Annotated in this window: 3 protein-coding genes; 1 reads left to right on the top strand and 2 read right to left on the bottom strand. The window is 75.9% G+C overall.

Annotated features, from left to right (window positions below):
• The first annotated feature begins 45 nt into the window (after nt 1–45).
• Nucleotides 46–1,113 carry an iron-siderophore ABC transporter substrate-binding protein gene (locus ACFF45_RS21560; RefSeq protein ID WP_381348066.1) on the top strand — a complete coding sequence of 356 codons (1,068 nt, stop codon included), beginning with the start codon at nt 46–48 and terminating at the stop codon, nt 1,111–1,113.
• Between the two features lie 94 nt (nt 1,114–1,207).
• On the opposite strand, the gene ACFF45_RS21555 is transcribed toward ACFF45_RS21560, so the two are convergent.
• Both ACFF45_RS21555 and ACFF45_RS21550 read right to left on the bottom strand, forming a co-directional pair.
• Complete coding sequence (locus tag ACFF45_RS21555; protein ID WP_381348065.1) at nt 1,208–1,417, bottom strand: MbtH family protein; 210 nt, start codon at nt 1,415–1,417, stop codon at nt 1,208–1,210.
• Nucleotides 1,418–1,437: 20 nt separating this feature from the next.
• Nucleotides 1,438–20,286 (bottom strand): non-ribosomal peptide synthetase, encoded by an 18,849-nt coding sequence (locus ACFF45_RS21550; RefSeq protein WP_381348064.1) that lies wholly within the window; start codon nt 20,284–20,286, stop codon nt 1,438–1,440.
• Between the last annotated feature and the right edge of the window lie 81 nt (nt 20,287–20,367).

Genomic DNA, 20,367 nt, shown 5'->3' with positions numbered 1-20,367 from the left:
CCGCACCGCCCCGCTCCACTGGAATCGAAGAACAAAGGACCACCGATGTTCCGCTCCCGCAGAGCACCACAGCTCGCCGCCACGCTCACCTCAGCCCTGCTCCTCGTCACGGCCACGGCCTGCGGCGGTGACGACTCCGGATCCGACGACACGGGTGCGGGCGCGCAGGCGGACGCCTCCGGCTCGTCCGCCTTCCCGGTCACCGTCGCGCACAAGTACGGCAGTACGACCATCGAGTCCGAGCCCCGGCGGATCGTCACGGTCGGCCTCACCGACCAGGACGCGGTCCTCGCACTCGGCGAGGTCCCGGTCGGCACCACCGAATGGCTGGGCGGCTACAAGGGCGCGGTCGGCCCCTGGGCCGCGGACCGGCTGGGCGGCGCCGAGGCACCCACCGTGCTCACGGACACCGGCACCGGCCCGCAGGTGGAGAAGATCGCCGCCCTCAGGCCGGACCTGATCCTCGCGGTCTACGGCGGGCTCACCGAGGAGCAGTACGCGTCACTGTCCAAGTTCGCCCCCGTGGTCGCCCAGCCGAAGCAGTACAACGACTACGGCGTGCCGTGGCAGGAGCAGACCGAGACCATCGGCAAGGCGCTCGGCAAGCCGGAGGAGGCGGCCGCGGCGGTCGAGGAGACCGAGGGCAGGATCACCGCGGCCGTCGAGGAGCACCCCGAGTTCCGGGGCAGGACGGCGGTGATGGCCACGCCGTACGAGGGCATGTTCGTCTTCGGCAGTCAGGACCCTCGGTCGCATCTGCTCACCGACCTCGGGTTCTCCCTGCCGCCGGACCTGGACAAGGAGATCGGGGACCAGTTCGGCGCGAACATCAGCAAGGAGCGCACCGACCTGCTCGACCAGGACGCCGTCGTGTGGCAGGTCGCGGACGTGACCGAGGACGCCGCCAAGCTCCACGAGGACCCCTCGTACAAGGACCTGAAGGTGGTCGCGGAGGGGCGCGAGGTCTACGTCAACGAGACCAGCGACTACGGCAACGCGCTGTCCATGGGCACCGTCCTCAGCCTGCGGTACGTGGTGGACCGGCTGGTGCCGCAGCTCGCGGCCGCCGTCGACGGCAAGGCCGGCACGACGGTGGAGCAGCCCGCCTCCTGACGCCGCCACGGACCGGGGCCCCGGCCGCGAGGAGTGCTCGCGGCCGGGGCCCCCGGCCGCCGGTGCCGGCCGTCCGGTGCGCGCCCGGCCGGTGTCAGCCGTCCATGGCCTCGGCCAGGCTGCGCGGCCGCATGTCGGTCCAGTGCGTCTCGACGTAGTCCAGGCAGGACTGCCGGGCGGCCGGGCCGTGCACCACCCGCCAGCCGGCCGGCACGTCGACGAAGTCCGGCCAGAGACTGTGCTGGTTCTCGTCGTTGACCAGCACCAGGAAGACGCCCTCGGGGTCGTCGAACGGATTGCTCATGCTCTTCCTCTCCTCGTGTGTCACGGCCGCGCGTCGCGCTCCGCGCACGCGACCAGTCCCTCCAGCGCCCTGAACCAGGTCCCGGCCAGGTCCCGGACCGTCTCGCGCGGCAGCAGGCCCTCCAGGTAGGACCAGTGGGCGGCCAGCACCGGCCCGTCCGCCCGGTCCTCGGTGACCACGTTGATCTCCAGCGCGTGGCCCTGCCGCATCGCGGGCTCCGGGCCGATGTCGGCCACCTCCTCCTCCGGCGCGTACGACCAGTCGGTCTCCTCGGGGATGCCGAACCGGCCCAGGTAGTTGAACTCGACGCGGGCCTCCTCGTGCCCGGCCAGCGCCTCGCGCGTCCGGGGGTTGAGGTGGCGCAGCATGCCGTAGCCGACGCCGTTCGCGGGGAGCGAGGCCAGGTGGGCGCGGACCCGGCGCACGGCCTCCCGGGCCGCCGGTCCGCCCGCGAACGCGTCGGCCAGGTCCACCGGGCCGGCATCGAGGCGCACCGGGAAGACACTGGTGAACCAGCCCACCGTGCGGGAGAGGTCGACGTCGTCGCCGGCCAGCTCCTCCGCACGGCCGTGGCCCTCCAGGTCGACCAGGACGGAGCCGCCGGCGCCGCCGTCGCGCCGCCGCCGGTCGGCGAAGGCCAGGGCGAGGCCGGCGAGCAGCACGTCGTCGACGCCCGCGCCGAACGCGGCGGGCACCGTGGACAGCAGCGGCCCGGTCCGCCCGGCGGGCAGCCGCAGCGCCAGCTCCCGCCGGGTCGCGGTGGTGTCGCGGTCCGGGTCGGGCTCCCGGGTCAGGGGGAACGGCCGGCCGGCGCCGTCCAGGAGGGCGCTCCACACGGGCAGTTCGGCCTCCCTGGCCGGGTCCTGGGCCAGCTCGGTGAGCAGCCGGGACCAGCGGGCGAACGAGGTCCCCACCGGGGCGAGCCGCGCCGGCCGGCCGGCGGCGACGTGCTGCCAGGCCGTCGCCAGGTCCGGCAGCAGCACCCGCCAGGACACCCCGTCCACCACCAGGTGGTGGGCCATCAGCAGCAGCCGTCCGGGCGCGCCGCCCGCGTCGAACCACACCGCCCTGACCATGGCGCCCGCGTCCGGGTCGAGCCGTGCCCGGGCCGCGTGCGCGTGGTCCCGTACGGTCCCGGCGAGCGCCTCGGCGTCCAGGCCCGCCACGTCGACGCGGTCGATCCACCCGGCGGCGTCGACCGCGCCGGCGGGCGGGACGTGCAGCGACCAGTCCCGCGTGGCGCCGGGCGCGGACCGTACCAGGGTGGCCCGCAGCAGGTCGTGGCGGTCGGCCAGCGCCTGGAGCACGGCGGTCAGGCCGGGCAGGTCGAGGTCGGCCGGGGTGCGGACCAGCGCGGACTGGTGGTAGGTGGCGATCGGGCCGCCCAGTTCGCGCAGCCAGTGCATGACCGGGGTGAGCGGTACGGTTCCGGTGCCGTCGTCGTGCGGGTGCGGCCGGGCGGCGTCGGCGGTCTCGGCCACCGCGGCCAGCGCCGCGACGGTGCGGTGCCGGAAGACCAGCCGGGGGGTGATCCGCACCCCGGCCGCGCGGGCGCGGCCGACGAGCTGCATCGCCACGATGCTGTCACCGCCGATGGCGAAGAAGTCGTCGTCGACACCGGCCCGTGCCAGGCCCAGCACCTCGGCGACGACCGTGCACAGCAGCTCCTCCACGGGGGTGCTGGGCGCGCGGCCGGAGGACAGCGCCGAGAAGTCCGGCGCGGGCAGCGCGGCGCGGTCCAGCTTGCCGTTGGCCAGCCGGGGGAACCGCTCCAGGACGACCACCGCCGCCGGGACCATGTGCTCCGGCAGCCGGGCGGCGGCATGGCCGCGCAGCTCCCCGGGACGGGGCGCCGCCTCCCCGGCCGGTGTCACATGGGCCACCAGCAGCTTGCGGTCACCGTCCTGACGTACCGTCACCAGCGCCTGGGCGACGTCGGGATGGGCGGCCAGGGCGGACTCGATCTCGGCCGGTTCGATGCGGAAACCGCGGATCTTGACCTGGTCGTCGGCCCGGCCGAGGTAGTCGACGCGCCCGTCGGCGGTCCAGCGCGCCAGGTCCCCGGTGCGGTACAGCCGCGCGCCCGGGCCGCCGAACGGGTCGGCCACGAACCGCTCGGCGGTGCGGGCCGGATCGCCCAGGTAGCCCCGGGCGAGACCGCCGCCCGCCAGGTACAGCTCTCCGGTGACCCCGGGCGGCACCGGCTGGAGCAGCCCGTCCAGGACGTACGCCCGGGTGCCGGCCACCGGCCGCCCCACGAGCGGGCGTTCGCTGTCGCGGACCCGGGCCACCAGGGCGTCCACGGTGGACTCCGTCGGCCCGTACAGGTTGAACGCCTCCGTGCCGCGCAGCGCGGCCAGCCGCCGCCACAGCGCCACCGGTACGGCCTCGCCGCCCACGCCGACCACGGCGAGGGGGCAGTCGTCGCCGTCCAGCAGACCGCTGTCGGCCATCTGCGCGAAGAACGACGGGGTGACCTCCAGGAAGTCGAAGCGGTGCGCGGTGACGGCCGCCGCGAGCAGTTCGGGGTCGCGCCGCACCTCCTCGGAGACCACGTGGACGCAGTGCCCGTCGAGCAGCCACAGCTGGGGCTGCCAGGAGGCGTCGAAGAAGAAGGACCAGGCGTGGCCCACCCGCAGGTGGCGCCGCCCGGTGATCTCGACGGCCCGCCGGTGGAGGGTCTCGCGGTGGCTGTGGAAGAGGTGGCCCAGGGTCGCGTGGGTGACCACGACCCCCTTGGGGCGGCCGGTGGAGCCGGAGGTGTAGATGACGTACGCCGGGTGCGCGGGCGTCAGCGGGGCGGCCCGGTCGGCGTCCGTCAGGTCGGTGCCGTCCTGCGCCGCGATCCGTGCGGCCGTGCCGGGCTCGTCCAGGATCAGGGGCCCGGTGCCGGGCGGCAGTGCGGCGGCGAGCTCGCGGGTGGTGAGCGTCAGCACCGGGCGGGCGTCGGCGAGGATGCCCGCCGTGCGGTCCAGCGGGGCGTCCGGGTCGAGCGGCAGGTACGCCGCTCCCGCTTTGTGCACCGCGAGGACGGCCACCAGGAAGCGCGCGGTGCGCGGCAGCGCCAGGGCCACGTACCGCTCGGGGCCCGCGCCGCCGGCGGCCAGGAGGCGGGCCAGGCGGTTGGCCTCGGTGTTGAGCTCGGTGAAGCTGAGCTCGGCGCCGTCGGAGGCGGCGGCGGGCAGGTCCGGGCACCGGCGCACCCGCTCCTCGAACAGCGCGGGCACGGTGCTCGGCGCGGCGTTGAGGGGGCGGCTGTGCCATCCGCCGAGCAGCCGCTCACGCTCCGCCTCGGCGAGCACGTCGATGCGCCCGAGCGGCAGGCCGGGGTCGGCGGCCACGGCCCGCAGGATCCGCCGCAGGCGGTCCGCGAAGGACTGCGCGGTGGCGTGGTCGAACAGGTCGGCGCTGTACTCCAGCACGCCGTCGACCGCGCCGTCGGCGCGCTCCACGAAGTCGAAGGACAGGTCGAACTTCGCCGTGGTCTGCGCCACGGTGTCGCGGCGGGCCCGCAGCCCGGGCAGCCCGCCGTCGTCCCCGCCGGGCGCCAGGTACACCACCATCACCTGGAACAGCGGGTGGCGGGCCAGCGACCGGGGCGGGTTGAGCATCTCGACCAGCCGCTCGAACGGCACGTCCTGGTGGTCGAAGGCGGCGAGGTCGGTCTCCCGCACCCGGGCGAGCAGGTCCCGGAAGGCCGGGTCGCCGGAGGTGTCGGTGCGCAGCACCAGGGTGTTGAGGAAGAAGCCGACCAGGTCCTCCAGGGCCGCGTCGGTCCGTCCGGAGATGGGGCTGCCGATCGGGATGTCGTGCCCGGCGCCCAGCCTGGTGAGCAGGGTCGCCACGGCGGCCTGCACCACCATGAAGACGCTGACGCCGTGGTCGCGCGCCAGCCGGTGCAGCTCCGCGGCCAGTCCGGCGTCGAGTGACAGGTCGGCGGCGCCGCCGCGGTGGCTCGCCTCCGGCGGGCGGGGCCGGTCGACGGGCAGCGCCAGCTCCTCGGGGAGTCCGGCCAGCGTCTCCTGCCAGTAGGCGATCTGCCGCGCGGCCGGGCTCCGCGGGTCCTTCTCGTCGCCGAGGACCTCCCGCTGCCACAGCGTGTAGTCGGCGTACTGGACCGGCAGCGGCGCCCAGCCGGGCGCCCGCCCGGCGGTCCGGGCCGCGTAGGCGAGCGCCAGGTCCCGGTCCAGCGGGCCCTGCGACCACTCGTCCCCGGCGATGTGGTGCAGCAGGAGCAGCAGTGTCCACTCCTGCTCGCCGGTGCGGAACACGTGGACGCGCAGCGGCGGTTCGCGGTCCAGCGCGAAGCCGTGGGCCCCGGCCCGCTCCAGCCGCTCGGGCAGCCGTGCCGCGTCGACGTCCTCGACCTCGAACGGGATCCGGGCCTCGGACGGGGGCAGCACCCGCTGGAAGGGCCGGCCCTGCTCGTCGGGGAAGACGGTGCGCAGCGTCTCGTGCCGGCGGACCAGGTCGTGCACCGCGGCCCGCAGCGCGTCGAGGTCCAGCGCACCGGTCAGCCGCCGGGCCGAGGGGATGTTGTACGTCGCGGAGGCGCCCTCCACCTGGTACAGCACCCACAGGCGCTGCTGGGCGGAGGAGAGCGGCAGCCGTTCGGGGCGCGGCCGGGCGGACAGCGCCGGGCGGGACGGGCCGGCGGCCCGGGTGCCGGTGAGCCGTTCCGCGAGGCGGGACACGGCCGGGGCGTCGAAGACCGTGCGCAGGGACACCTCGGTGCCGAACGCGGCCCTGATCCGGGCGGCCAGCCGCATGGCCTGCAGCGAGTGGCCGCCCAGGGCGAAGAAGTCGTCGTCGACGCCGACCCGCGGCACCCCCAGCACGTCCGCGAACAGGCCGCACAGGATCTCCTCGCGGGCGTCGCGCGGACGGCCGCCGGCGCCGGTCCCGGCCGCGGGATCGGGCTCCGGCAGGGCCCCGCGGTCGAGTTTGCCGTTGGGTGTCAGCGGCAGCGCGTCGAGCGGGACGAAGGCCGCGGGGACCATGTGCTCGGGCAGGGCGGCGCCGGTGTGGCGGCGCAGCGCCGCCGGGTCGGGGACCTGCCCGGGGGCCGGGACGACGTACGCCACGAGCCGGTCGTCCCGCGCCACGACGACGGTACGGGCGACGGCGGGGTGCCGGGCGAGGACGGCCTCGATCTCGCCGGGTTCGACCCGCACGCCGCGGATCTTGACCTGGTGGTCGGTGCGGCCGAGGAACTCCAGGGTGCCGTCCGGCCGCCAGGCCGCCAGGTCGCCGGTGCGGTACATGCGGGTGCCCGGACCGCCGTACGGGTCGGCGAGGAACCGCTCGGCGGTCAGGGCGGGCCGGTCCAGGTAGCCCCGGGCGAGCTGGACGCCCGCCAGGTACAGCTCCCCCGCGACGCCGGGCGGGACCGGCCGCAGCGCGGCGTCCAGGACGTGGGCGCGGGTGTTCCACACGGGCCGGCCGATGACCACGCGTCCGGCGTCGGGGAGCACCTCGACCGCGGTGACGTCGACCGACGCCTCGGTCGGGCCGTACAGGTTGTGCAGCCGGGCCGGCAGCGTCCGGTGGAAGCGGTGGGCGAGCGGCAGCGGCAGCGCCTCGCCGCTGCACAGCACCCGGCGCAGGCCGGTGCACCGGGCGGCGCCGGGTTCCTCCAGGAAGACCTGGAGCATCGAGGGCACGAAGTGCGCGGTGGTCACGTCCTGTTCCCGGATCAGCCGGGCCAGGTAGGCGGGGTCGCGGTGGCCGTCCGGCCGGGCGACGACCAGGGCGGCCCCGGTGATCAGCGGCCAGAAGAACTCCCACACCGACACGTCGAAGCCGGCCGGGGTCTTCTGCAGCACCCGGTCCTCGGCGGTGAGCCGGTAGGCGTGCTGCATCCACAGCAGCCGGTTGGCGATGCCGCGGTGCGGGACGACCACGCCCTTGGGGCGGCCGGTGGACCCCGAGGTGTAGATCACGTACGCCGGGCCGTCCGGGTCGTGGGAGGCGGGCAGCGCGCCGTACGGCCCCCGCGGCAGCGCGTCCTCGATCACGCACACCGGCCGGGCCTCCGCCAGCATCAGCGCCCGCCGCTCCGCGGGCTGGTCGGCGTCGAGCGGCAGGTACGCGCCACCGGCGCGGTGGACCGCCAGCAGGGCCACCACCAGTTCCGCCGAACGGGGCAGCGCCACGGCGACCGTGCGCTCCGGGCCCACCCCGCGGCCGGCCAGCACGCGGGCCGTGTGCTCGACCCGCGCGTCCAGCTCGGCGTAGGTCAGGCGCTCTTCGCCGGCGATCAGGGCGAGGGCGTGCGGGGTCCGGGCCGCCTGGGCGCGGAACAGCTCGGGCAGGGTCGTCGGCGCGACGTCGTGCGCGGTGTCGTTGAACCGCTCGACCACCAGCCGGCGTTCGTCCGCGTCCAGGACGTCGAGGTCGCGCACGGGCCGGTCCGGGTCGGCGGCCGCCTGCTCCAGCAGCCGGATCAGACGGTGCGCCAGCCGCGCGGCGGTCGACCCGTCGAACAGGTCCCGCGCGTACTCCAGGAGCAGCACCAGGCGGCCCGGGCCGGTCTCGTCGACGAAGGTGACGTGCAGGTCGAACTTGGCGGTGCCGGTGTCCATGTCGAACCACTCGGCCGGCAGGTCCAGCACGCCGGGGTCGCCGTCGGGCCGGTGGTGGTAGCCGAGCATGACCTGGAACAGCGGGTTGCGGCCCGCCACGCGCGGCGGGTTGACGGCCTCGACCACCTGGTCGAAGGGCACGTCCTGGTGCTCGAACGCCGCCAGGGACGCCTCACGGACCCGGGCCAGCAGCTCGCGGAAGGTGGGACCGCCGGACAGGTCGGTGCGCAGGACCAGGGTGTTGACGAAGAAACCGACCAGGTCGTTCAGGGCCTCGTCGGCGCGGCCGGCGACCGGCGCCCCGAGCGGGATGTCCTCTCCCGCGCCCAGCCGGTGCAGCAGTGCGGCGGTGGCGGCCTGGAACAGCATGAACATGCTGGTCCCGGTGGCCCGGGACAGCTCGCGCAGGGCGCGGCCGGTGTCCGGGGCCAGCTCCAGGCGGACCTTGCCGCCCCGCCCGGTGGGCTCGGCCGGCCGCGGCCGGTCCACGGGCAGGGCCAGTTCCTTTGGCAGGTCGCGCAGGACACCGGTCCAGTGGGCGAGCTGGGCCGCGCCGACCTGGCCGAGCAGCGTGTCCTGCCACAGGGTGTAGTCGGCGTACTGGACCGGCAGGGCGGGCCAGTCGGGGGCGCGCCCGGCGCGGCGGGCCCGGTACGCGGCGTCGAGGTCGGTCAGGAAGGGCCGGTCCGACCACTCGTCGGTGGTGATGTGGTGCAGCAGCAGCGCCACGACGTGGTCGTCGGCCCCGAGCCGCAGCACCTCGGCGCGGACCGGGAGTTCGCTGCGCAGGTCGAACGGGCGCCGCTGGGCGGCCTCGATCCGCGCGGGCAGCTCCGCCTCGGCGCAGTCGGCGACCAGGAACTCCGGCTCGGCCTCGCCCGGCGCCGCGATCCACTGGTACGGCTCGCCGTCCTCCTCCAGGATCCGGGTGCGCAGTGCCTCGTGGCGGTCCGTCACGTCGCGCAGCGCGGCGCGCAGCGCGGCCGGGTCCAGCGCGCCGCGGAGCCGGAAGACCAGCGGGAAGTTGTACGCGGCCCCGCCCCCGGTGATCCGTTCCACCAGCCACAGCCGCCGCTGGGCCGCCGACAGCGGGATCCGGGCGGGCCGCTCGGCGACCGGCACCGGCACCGGCCGGGCGGGCCGTCCGGCGTCCGCGCGCAGCGCCAGCGCCTCGGGGGTCGGCGCCTCGAACAGGTCCCGGATCGCCAGCTCCGCGCCCAGCTCGGTGCGGGCCCGGCCGATCAGCCGGGTGGCCAGCAGGGAGTGGCCGCCCAGGTCGAAGAAGTCGTCCTCCGCGCCGGTGTGCGGCAGCCCCAGCACCTCGGCGAAGAGACGGCACAGCACCTCCTCGACGGGCGTGCGCGGCCCGCGCCCGTGCGACAGGGCCACCGCGGGCTCGGCGTCCGGCAGGGCCCGCACGTCGAGCTTGCCGTTGTCGTTCATCGGCAGCCGGGGCAGGACCACGAAGGCGGCCGGGACCATGTAGCCGGGCAGCCGCTGCCCGAGGTCCTCGCGCAGCCGCCGGACGAGCGCGCCGTGGCCGCGGCCGGCGGTGGGGGTGTTGGCGTACGGGGCGGTGCCCCGGTCCGGGCGCGGGCGGTGCAGGCCGCAGGTGCGCCGGGGTTCGGTGCCGGGGACGAACACGGCGTCGAAGAAGCCCGGTTCGTCGGACCAGGTGGTCAGCACCCGGTGGCCGTGGGCCTCCCCCAGCCGCCGCAGTTCCTCGGGCTCCTCGCCCGGTGGCGCGGGGGCGGGCGGACGGCCGGCGTCCATCGCCCGGGTCGCCGCGAGGTCGTCCGCCGTCCGCGCGTCGGGTATGCGCCGCACCCGCAGCGGCCGGGTGCCGTCCAGGCGGGCGGCGAGCGCGGCCGTGCCGGACCAGTCGAGCACGGGTGCGGTGTCCAGCCGTACGGCGGCCTCGGCGCCCTCGCCCTCGTACAGCACCACGTCGTAGCGGTAGCGCGTCAGCTCGTTGTGGTGCCGTCCGGCCTTGGTGCGCAGCTCGACGCCGACGCCGAGCGTGGCGAACCAGTCGGGGTCGACGAGGAGTTCCTTCTCCAGCGCGAGGCCCCGGTCCACCGCCCGGCGCAGCGCCTCGGGGTCGGTGTCCGTGCCCGCGCGGGCGCGCTGGACGCCGGTCTGGAAGACGCGGGCCTGGCGCAGGTCGCGCACGTCGCCGAGGAACAGGGCGCCGCCCGGCGCGAGCAGCCGCAGGGCGCCCCGGATCACCCGGTGCAGATGGTCCAGGCTCGGGAAGTACTGCACGACGGAGTTGATGACGACGGTGTCGAACCAGCCGGCCGGCAGGCCGTCCGTCGACTCCGCCGGCCGGCAGCGCAGCCGCACCTTCCCCGCCAGCTCGGGATCGGCCTCCAGGTCCTCGCCGAGCTTGCGGATCACGGGCTCGGCGAAGTCCGTCGCCCAGTACGACTCGGCGTCCGGGGCGAGTCGCGACAGCAGCAGTCCGGAGCCGACGCCGATCTCCAGCACGCGCCGCGGCCGCAGCTCACGGATGCGTTCCACGGTGGCCTCGCGCCACTCACGCATGTGCTCCAGCGGGATCGGCTCGCCGTCGTAGGAGCTGTCCCAGCCGGCGAAGTCCTCGGTACGGACGGCGGTGCCGATCTCGGTGTACTCGGCCGAGTAGATGTCCCGCCACTCGCCGATCTGCTCCCGCTCGGCCCGCTGGACGTCCTCGGCGCCGGGGTCGGCCGGGACGACGTAACCGACCAGGCGCTTGGTGCCGGGGGCGGCGGTGTCGTCGCGGGCGACGACGGCGGCCTGGGACACCCCGGGGTGCTGCGCGAGCACCGTCTCGATCTCGCCGAGCTCCACCCGGTGGCCGCGGATCTTGACCTGGTCGTCGGTGCGGCCGAGGAAGTCCAGGTTGCCGTCGGGCCGCCGGCGCACCAGGTCGCCGGTGCGGTAGACGCGTTCGCCGGGCCGCCCGTGGGGGTCGGCCACGAACCGCTCGGCCGTCAGCCCCGGCCGGTCGAGGTAGCCGCGGGCCAGGCCCACGCCGGCGATGTACAGCTCGCCCGCCACGCCGTCCGGCACCGGCCGCAGCCAGGGGTCCAGGACGCGGGCCCGGGTGGCGCGGATCGGGCGGCCCACGGTGGGTGTGGCGCTGTCGTGGGTGCCGCCGCCGAGGGTGTTGATGGTGTACTCGGTGGGCCCGTACAGATTGTAGCCGTACGTCCCCTCGGTGTCCCGCAGGGTGTTCCAGACCGCCTCGGTGACCGCCTCGCCGCCGAGCAGCACCAGCGGCGGCCGGTGCCCCTCCAGCAGGCCCTCCTCGATCAGGAGGTGGGCGTAGGTGGGCGTCACGTTCACCACGTCGACGCGGTGCTCCTCGCAGTACGCGACCAGCGCGGTGGCGTCGCGCCGCAGCTCCTCGTCGCAGATGTGCACCTCGTGGCCCTCGACGAGCCACAGCAGTTCCTCCCAGGACATGTCGAACGCGAACGACACGGTGTGCGCGATGCGCAGCCGCCGCCCGCCCGCCGCGGCGATCGCCGGGGCGAAGATCTCCTTCTGGTGGTTGAGCTGCATGTTGGTCAGGCCGGCGTACGGCGTGACCACGCCCTTGGGGCGACCGGTGGAGCCGGAGGTGTAGATGACGTACGCGGGGTGGTCCAGGCTGAAGGAGACGTGCACGGGGTCCGCGGGCAGGCCCGCGAGTTCCGCCGCCACCTCGGGGGCGTCGAGCAGGACGCGCGGGGTGGCGCCCGTCAGTGTGCCGGACACCGCCCGGGTCGACAGCAGGAGCAGGGGGCGGGCGTCGGCCAGCGTCTGCGACAGCCGCTCCGCCGGGTGATCCAGCTCCAGCGGCAGGTAGGCGGCGCCGGTGCGCAGCACCGCGAAGAGCGCCACCACCGTGTCGATGGACCGCGGCAGGCCCAGCGCGACGACCGTCTCGGGGCGCGCGCCGCGCGCGATCAGCAGGCGGGCCATCCGGTTGCAGCGCGCGTCGAGTTCGGCGTACGTCACGGTCCGCGCGCCGCACACCAGGGCCGTCGCGTCGGGGGTGCGGGCGGCCTGGGCGGCCAGCATGTCGGCGACCGTCTCGTGCGGCACCGGCTGCCGCCGGCCGGCCTCCTCGCGGGCGAGTGCGGCGGCCTCGGCGGGCAGCAGCGCGTCCAGCGAGCCGACCGGCGCGGCCGGGTCGGCCACCAGCCGGTCCACCAGGAGGACGAACCGGTCCAGCAGGCCGCGCGCGTACGCCTCGTCCAGCAGGTCCGGACGGTAGGCGAGGGTGACGCGGACCCGCTCGCCGGGGGTGACGACCAGGTTGGCCGGGTAGTGCGTGGCGTCGACGTTGGCGACGGCCGTCGCGCCGTGCCGGTCGCGCAGCGCGGCGAGCCGCTCGTCGGTGTCGGCGTTGCGCAGCACGAACAGCGTGTCGAACAGCCGCCGGTGGCCCGTCTCGGCCTGGAGCACGCCGAGGCCCAGGTACTCGTGCGGCATCAGCTCCAGCCGCTCGCCCTGGATGCGGCGCAGCAGCCCGAGCACCGGCTCGCGCGGGTCGAGGGCGATGCGCGCGGGCACGGTGTTGAGGAACATGCCGATGACGTTCTCGACGTCCGGCACCTCGCTCGGCCGTCCGGCGACCGTGGTGCCGAACACGATGTCGGAGCGGCCCGTCGCACTGGCGAGGACCAGACCCCATGCCGCGTTGAGCACCGTGTTGGGGGTCAGGCCGTGGCGGCGGGCGGTGTCGCGCAGCCGCTCGGCCGCCGCCGGGGCGAGGACGGCGTCGAGGTGCTCGGGAATCACCGGTTGCAGGCCCCGGTCGTCGACGGCGGGCACCAGCAGCGTCGGCTCGTCGAAACCGGCCAGCGCGGCGCGCCACGCGCGGGTGGCCTCGGTGCCGTCCTGCCGCTCCAGCCAGGTCAGGTAGTCGCGGTAGGAACCGGGGCGGGCCAGGCCGGCCGGGTCGCCGCCGCTCTCGTACAGCGCGAACAGCTGGTCCAGGAAGAGCCAGGCGGACCAGCCGTCCCACAGGATCAGGTGGCGGCCGACGACGAGCCGGTCCCCGCGCGCCGCGCCGAGCCGGACCAGCAGCATCCGGAACAGCAGCGGGCGGGACAGGTCGAAGCGGCGGGCGCGCTCCTCGTCCATCAGCCGCCGCAGGCGCCGGTCCTGTTCGGCCGGCGGCAGCCCGGACAGGTCGACCTCCGTCAGCGGGATCTCGGCGTCCCGCACGATGAACTGCACGGGCCGGCGCAGCCCGTCGCCGGTGAACCCGGCGCGCAGGCCGGGGTTGCGGTCGAGCAGGGTGCGGGTCGCGGCCCGCAGCCGCTCGGCGTCCACCCGTTCGGCCAGGTCGAACGACTCGTGGACGGTGTAGACGTCGAGGGCGCCGTCGTCGTACGTGGAGTGGAAGAACAGGCCCTCCTGGAGCGGGGCGAGCGGCCACACGTCGGCGACGCCGCCGGGGGCGAGCCGTTCCACCCGCGCCCGTTCCTCCTCGGTCAGGGCGAGGGCCGGACCGGCCGGCGCCGTCGCGGCGGGCTCCTCGGCGGTGACCGCCGCCGCCAGCGCCGCCGGGGTGCGGTGTTCGAAGACGTGACGGGGGTCGAGCGCCAGGCCCGCGCGGCGGGCCCGGCTGGAGACGGCGATGGAGCTGATGCTGTCGCCGCCGAGCAGGAAGAAGTCGTCGTCGGCGCCGACGTCGGTGAGCCTGAGGACGGCGGCGAAGATCTCCGCGAGCAGCCGCTCCCGCGGGGTGCGCGGGGCGCGGGCGGCGGCCCGTACGGCCCGCGGGGCGGGCAGCGCGGCCCGGTCCAGCTTGCCGCTGGGGGTGAGCGGCAGGGCGCCGAGGACGACGTAGGCGCCGGGGACCATGGGGGCGGGCAGGGTGCCGGACAGGGCGTCGCGCAGCGCGGCCGCGTCGGGGGCGGCGCCGGCCGGCGGCACCACGTAGGCGACGAGGGCGTCGTCCCGTACGGTCACCGCCGCCTGGGCCACCTCGGGCAGGCGGGTCAGCGCGGCCTCGATCTCGCCGGGTTCGACACGGTTGCCGCGCAGCTTGACCTGCCGGTCGGTGCGGCCCAGGTACTCGACCACGCCGTCCGCGCGGCGCCGCACCAGGTCGCCGGTGCGGTACATGCGGCTGCCGGGCGGGCCGTAGGGGTCGGCCGTGAAGCGTTCGGCGGTCAGCGCGGGGCGGGCGTGGTAGCCGCGCGCGAGCTGCACGCCCGTCAGGTACAGCTCGCCCGGCACCTCGTCGGGCACCGGGCGCAGGCAGGAGTCCAGGACCCGCAGGCCGGTGTTCCACACCGGCCGCCCGATGGGCACGGCCGGCTGCCCGTCGTCGCCGTACGGGTGGTACGTGACGTCGACGGCGGCCTCGGTCGGGCCGTACAGGTTGTGCAGCGGTACGCCGGTCAGCTCCCGCCAGCGGCGCGCGGCGGCCGTGGGCAGCGCCTCGCCGCTGCTGAACACGTGGCGCAGGGAGGCCGCCCAGGCGGGGTCGCCAATCACCTCGTCGGACCGGAGGAACGCCGCCAGCATGGACGGCACGAAGTGCATCGTGGTGATGCCCTGCTCGCGGACGAGCGCCGCCAGGTAGGCCGGGTCGCGGTGGCCGTCCGGCCGGGCGAGGACGACGGCCGCGCCTTCGAGGAGCGGCCAGAAGAACTCCCACACCGACACGTCGAAGCTGGACGGCGTCTTCTGCAGCACCCGGTCACCGGCGGTGAGCCGGTAGGTGTCCTGCATCCACGCGAGCCGGTTGACGACGGCGCGGTGGGCGACGACCACGCCCTTGGGCAGGCCGGTCGAGCCGGAGGTGTAGATGAGGTAGGCGGGGTCGTCGCAGCGGGCCGCGCGGGCGGCGGCGCGGGGGGCGGCGCGTTCACCGTCCGGCTGCGCGGCGTCGTCGAGGAGCAGGACGAAAGGGGCCTGCCGGGGCAGCCGGGCGGCGCTCGCGGCCAGGGTGACCACCGCCGTGGCGCCGGAGTCGGCGAGCATGTGCGCCACCCGGTCCGCCGGGTAGTCCAGGTCCACCGGCAGATAGGCGGCGCCCGACTTCAGCACGCCGATCAGCGCGACCATCAGCTCGGCCGAGCGCGGGACCGCGACCGCGACGAAGGCCCCGGGACCCGCGCCGCGCCCGCGCAGCCGCTCGGCCAGCACCTCCGCGCGCGCGTCCAGTTCGGCGTAGGTCAGCCGCTCGCCCTCGAAGACGACGGCGGTCGCCTCCGGCGTCCGGGCGGCCTGCGCCGCGAACGCCCCGGCCAGGGTGGTCTCCGGGACGGCGCGCTCCTCGCCGGCCGGGTGCGCCCGCAGGGCCTCGTCGGGCGAGAGCAGCTCGACGGCGGCGGCCGGGCGTGCCGGGTCGTCGGCGATCGCCTCCAGGACGCGGGCCAGCCGGTCGCCGAGCGCGCGCGCCCGGTCGGCGTCCAGCCGTTCCGCGTGGTGCTTGAGCCGCAGGTCCAGCCGGCGGCCGGGCTTGACGACGAGGGCGAGCGGATAGTGGACGGTGTCGTGGAACGCGTCGCCGGTGATCCGGACGGAGCCCGACGCGTCGCGCAGGTCCTGGTCGGCCGGGTAGTTCTCGAACACCAGCAGGGTGTCGAAGAGTTCGCCCCCGCCGGCGTGCCCGGCCAGCCGCTGGATCTCCGCCAGGCCGAGGTGCTGGTGGTCCAGGAGGCCGGCCTGCTCGTCCTGGAGGCGGGCCAGCAGCTCCCCGAGGGGCTCGCCCGGGCGCCAGCGGAAGCGGGTCGGCACCGTGTTGATGAACAGGCCCACCATCGAGGCGATGCCGTCCACCTCGCTGTCCCGGCCGGAGACGGTGGTGCCGAACACCACGTCGTCCCGGCCCGTCAGTCTGCCCAGCAGCAGCCCCCAGGCGGCCTGGACCACCGTGCTGAGGGTGACGCCGTGTGCGCGGGCCCGCTCGGTGAGGCGCGCGGTGGTCGACTCGGGCAGCTCCACCCGTACCTGCGACGGCCGTGCCGGGGTTCCGGTGCCCGGGGCGTCGACCAGCCGGGTGGGTTCGTCGACCCCGGCGAGGGCGGTGCGCCAGGCGGCGCGGGCCGCGTCGTGGTCCCGGGCGGCGAGGCGGCGCAGGAAGGCGCGGTACGGGGTGACGTCCGGGAGCTGCGGGGTGCCGGTGCCGTAACAGGCCATCAGCTCGCGGTGCAGCACCGGCAGCGACCAGCCGTCGGCGACGATGTGGTGGAAGGTCAGCACCAGCCGGCTGCGGTGTCCGGCGAGCCGGATCAGCGCGCAGCGCAGCAGCGGCGGGTCGGCCAGGTCGAAGCCGCTGGCCCGCTCGTCGGCGGCCACCGCGTCGGCGAGCGCCTCGCGGACCTCGCCGTCCCGCGCCGACAGGTCGGCCTCCCGCCAGGGCAGTTCGGCGTCCCGGGTGATGATCTGGACCGGGGTGCCGTCCGCGCGCCGGCGGAAGGCGGCCCGCAGCGGGGCGTGCCGGTCCAGCAGGCGCTGCGCGGCGCGGCGCAGGGCGGGTCCGTCGACCGGCCCGGCCAGGTCGAGCACCTGCTGCACCACGTAGGCGTCCCCGTCCGGAGCGCCGCTCAGGGCGTGGAAGAAGAAGCCCTGCTGGAGCGGGGTGAGCGGGAGCAGCTCCTCGATCGCGAGCGGCCGGGCGCCCTGGATCCCGGCCAGTTCGCCCGGGTCGGCCGTCACCAGCGGACGGTCGGCGAGCTGTTCGGCGGTGTGCCCGCCGGTGCGCTCGACGGCGGCCCTGGCGAGGGCCTCGACCGTACGGTGCCGGAACACGTCGCGCGTGGTGAGTGCGAGTCCGGCCGCCCGCGCGCGGACCAGCAGCTGGATGGCGGTGATGCTGTCGCCGCCGAGGGCGAGGAAGTCGTCCTCGGCCGTCACCGAGTCCAGTCCGAGCACGCCGGCGTAGAGCGCGCAGAGCAGTTCCTCGCGGGCGGTGCGCGGGGGGCGGCCGGAGCTCATCGCCGCGCGGTCCGGGACGGGCAGCGCCTTGGCGTCGATCTTGCCGCTGGGGGTGACCGGCAGGGCGTGCAGCGGGACGAACGCCGAGGGCACCATGTAGTCGGGCAGCCACTCGGCGGCGTGCGCGCGCAGGGTCCGCATCAGGGCGGTCACGTCACGGAACGGGGCGGGACGGTTGGCGTGCGGGAAGGCCCCGGCGGTGCGGTAGCGCCCGGTGGGCGGGCCGTCGGCGGCGAGGAGCGCGTCGAAGGCGCCGTCGTCGGCGGCGCCGTTCCAGGTGAGGGCCGCTTGGTAGCCGTGCTCGGCGGCCAGGGTGTGCACGTCCTCGGGGTCGACGCCGGGGGCCGCCTCCTGTCCGCTGCCGTCCAGTCGCCGCAAATCCGCCAGGTCGTCGGTGAGCCGGGCGTTGGGCACCCCGGTGATCCGCAGCCGGCGCGGCCGGTCGGCCAGCAGGGCGGCCAGGCCGGTGAGGCCGCCGACGGCGGCCCAGTGGACCTCCCGTCCGCCGGGGTCGCCGGCGGCGGGTGCGCCGGGGCGCAGGACGACGTCGTACCGGTACCGGCTCAGCTCGTTGTGGTGGACGGCCCGCTTGATCCGCACGTCGGCGTCGAAGCCGTCGAGCGCGGCGAAGAAGTCCGGGTCGAGCAGGAGTTCACCCTCCCAGCGCACCGACTGCTCGACGGCCGTGCGCAGCGCGCTCTTGTCCGCGTCCGCCGGGTCCTGCGCGCCGCCCGCGCGGCGGGTCCCGACGGCGGCGCGCAGGGCGCGCAGCAGCCGCAGGTTGCGCACGTCGCCGACGAGGATCCGCCCGCCCGGCGCGAGCAGGCCGGAGATCCCGCGCAGGACGTCGAGCAGGTACTCGGCGCTCGGGAAGTACTGGGCGACGGAGTTGAGGACGACGGTGTCGAAGAATGCGGTGGGCAGTCCGCCGGTGTCGTGGGCGGGCTGGGCGCGCAGCTCGACCTTCGCGGCGAGCCGCGGGTCGGCCGCCAGCTGGGCGCGCAGGGCGCGGATCGCCTCGTGGGAGAGGTCCGTGCCCCAGTAGGTCTCGCAGTCCGGCGCGATCCGGGACAGGATCAGGCCGCTGCCCACGCCGATCTCCAGCACCCGGCGGACGGGGCCGAGTCCGCGGACGCGCTCGACGGTGGCGTCCCGCCACTCGCGCATCTGGGCCACCGGTATCGGCCTGCCGTCGTACATGCTGTTCCAGCCCGCGAAGTTCTCCCGCAGGCCGGCGGAGTCCGCCGGTGCCCCCTCGGATCCGGCGGCGCCGTAGAGGAGTTCGTGCAGCTGCCGCCACTCCTCCACCCGCGCGTCCGGGCCGGTGCCGCGGGGCCCGTCCAGGGCGGGCACGACGTACGCGGCGAGCCGCCGGTCGCCGGGGCGGTCCTCACGGGCGACCACGGTGACCTGGTCGACGGCCGGATGGCCGCGCAGCACGGACTCGATCTCGCCGGGCTCGATGCGGAAGCCGCGGATCTTGACCTGGGCGTCAACCCGGCCGAGGAACTCCAGTCGTCCGTCGGCCCGCCAGCGCACCAGGTCGCCGGTGCGGTAGAGGCGTTCGCCGGGCGCGCCGAAGGGGTCGGCGACGAACCGCTCGGCGGTCAGGTCCGGGCGGCCCAGATAGCCCCGTGCCAGGCCCGCGCCGCCCAGGTACAGCTCGCCCGTGACGCCGGCGGGGACCGGCCGGAGGAACGCGTCGAGGACGTACGCGCGCGTGCCGGGGTCGGGGACGCCGATCGGCACGATGGCACCGGCCGGGATGTCCGGATCGCACCGGCCGAGCGTGGAGTTGGTGGTGGCCTCCGTGGGCCCGTACGCGTTGAACATCATCCGCCCGCGCGCGTAGCGCCCCACCAGCTCCGGTGAGACGCGTTCGGTGCCCGCCAGCAGCGTGGCCGTGGGCGGCAGCCGTACGTCGTCGGGCAGGGCGGCGAGCAGCGCCGGGGGCAGGATCATGAAGGTGACGCCGTGGGCGTCGGCGTAGTCGGCGAGCGGCGCGCCGGGCACCCGCCGTTCGGCCGGTACGACGACCAGCCGGCCGCCGGAGAGCAGGCCCAGGCACAGGTCCCAGAAGGCGACGTCGAAGCTGGGCGAGGCGAACTGGAGCACCCGGCTGTGCGGTCCGATGCCGAACCGCTCGGTCTGCGTGGCGACGAGCTTCGCGACGCCGCTGTGGGCGAGGACGACGCCCTTGGGGCGGCCGGTCGAGCCGGAGGTGTAGATGACGTAGGCGGCGTTGTGGACGCAGAGGGGTGCGCCGGGGTCGTGGGCGGGCCGCGCGGCCAGTTCCGCGGCCGTGCCCGGGGAGTCGAGGGCGAGCAGGGTCATGCCGTCCCGCCCGGGCATATCCCGCGCGGTCTCCTCGGTGGTCACCATGCACACGGGTGCGGCGTCGCCGAGCATGTACGCGATGCGGTCCACCGGGTAGTCGTGGTCGACCGGCAGGTAGGCGGCGCCGGACTTCAGGACGGCGACCTCGGCGACGATCAGGTCGGTGGAGCGGGGCAGTGCCAGCGCGACGATGCGTTCGGGGCCGGCGCCGCGCGCGATCAGGGCGTGCGCCAGCCGGCTGGCCCGCTCGTCCAGTTCGGCGTAGGTGAGTTCCTCGTCCTCGAAGACCAGGGCGACGGCGCCGGGCCGCTGCCGGACCTGCTCGGCGAAGAGGGCGGGCCAGGTGTGCGGCGGTACCGCGTGCTCGGTGGCGTTCCAGTCGGTGACGACCTGCCGCAGCTCCTGCGGGTCCATCAGGTCGAGCCGGGCCACGGGCGTGTCGGGGCGGGCCAGGGCGTCGGCGAGGAGGGTGCGGTAGTGGCCGAGCAGCCGTTCGACGGTGGTGGAGTCGAACAGGCGGGGGTCGTACGCCGCCCGCGCGGTGCCCTCGCGCACCTCCAGCAGCACGTCGGCCGGACCGGGCAGGTCCCCGGCGGGCCGGGCCGCCGTCGCGAACGCCGTGTTGCAGAACAGTCCCCCGCCCCGGGTCGGCCGGGGGCGCAGTTCGTCGACCAGGAGGTCGGCGGGCACCCGGAAGGCCTCGGCCTCCTCCCACGCCTGCGCCACCCGCCGGACCAGTTCCCGGAAGGTGGGCTCCCGGTCCACGGAGACCCGCACCGGCAGTCCGTCGTGGCCGACGGCGAGGTCGTTGGCGCCGCTGTAGCGGTGCAGCAGGGCGACGAACGCCGCGAGCAGTTCGGCGTCGGCGGCGTCCGGGAGCCCGGCCAGCGTGCGTGTGTGCCGTTCCGGGCCTGGTCGCGCCGGGTGGGGCCGGTCGGTGGGCAGGGAGATCTCCAGCGGAGGCGGAGTCAGTGTCCGCCGCCAGTACGCCAGGACTTCTTCGGAACCGCACACAGCAGCGTGCCTCCCCAGCGGGTCGGTCCCGGCCCTGGGCCGGGGGTCGGCCGTCATACTAAGGTAAGGGTTACCTAATTC

Source organism: Streptomyces cinereospinus, assembly GCF_042430725.1.
In the GTDB taxonomy this organism is placed as follows: Bacteria; Actinomycetota; Actinomycetes; order Streptomycetales; family Streptomycetaceae; genus Streptomyces; species Streptomyces cinereospinus.
The sequence above is the reverse complement of the archived record's forward strand: the minus strand, read 5'-3'. Positions and strand labels throughout refer to the sequence as shown.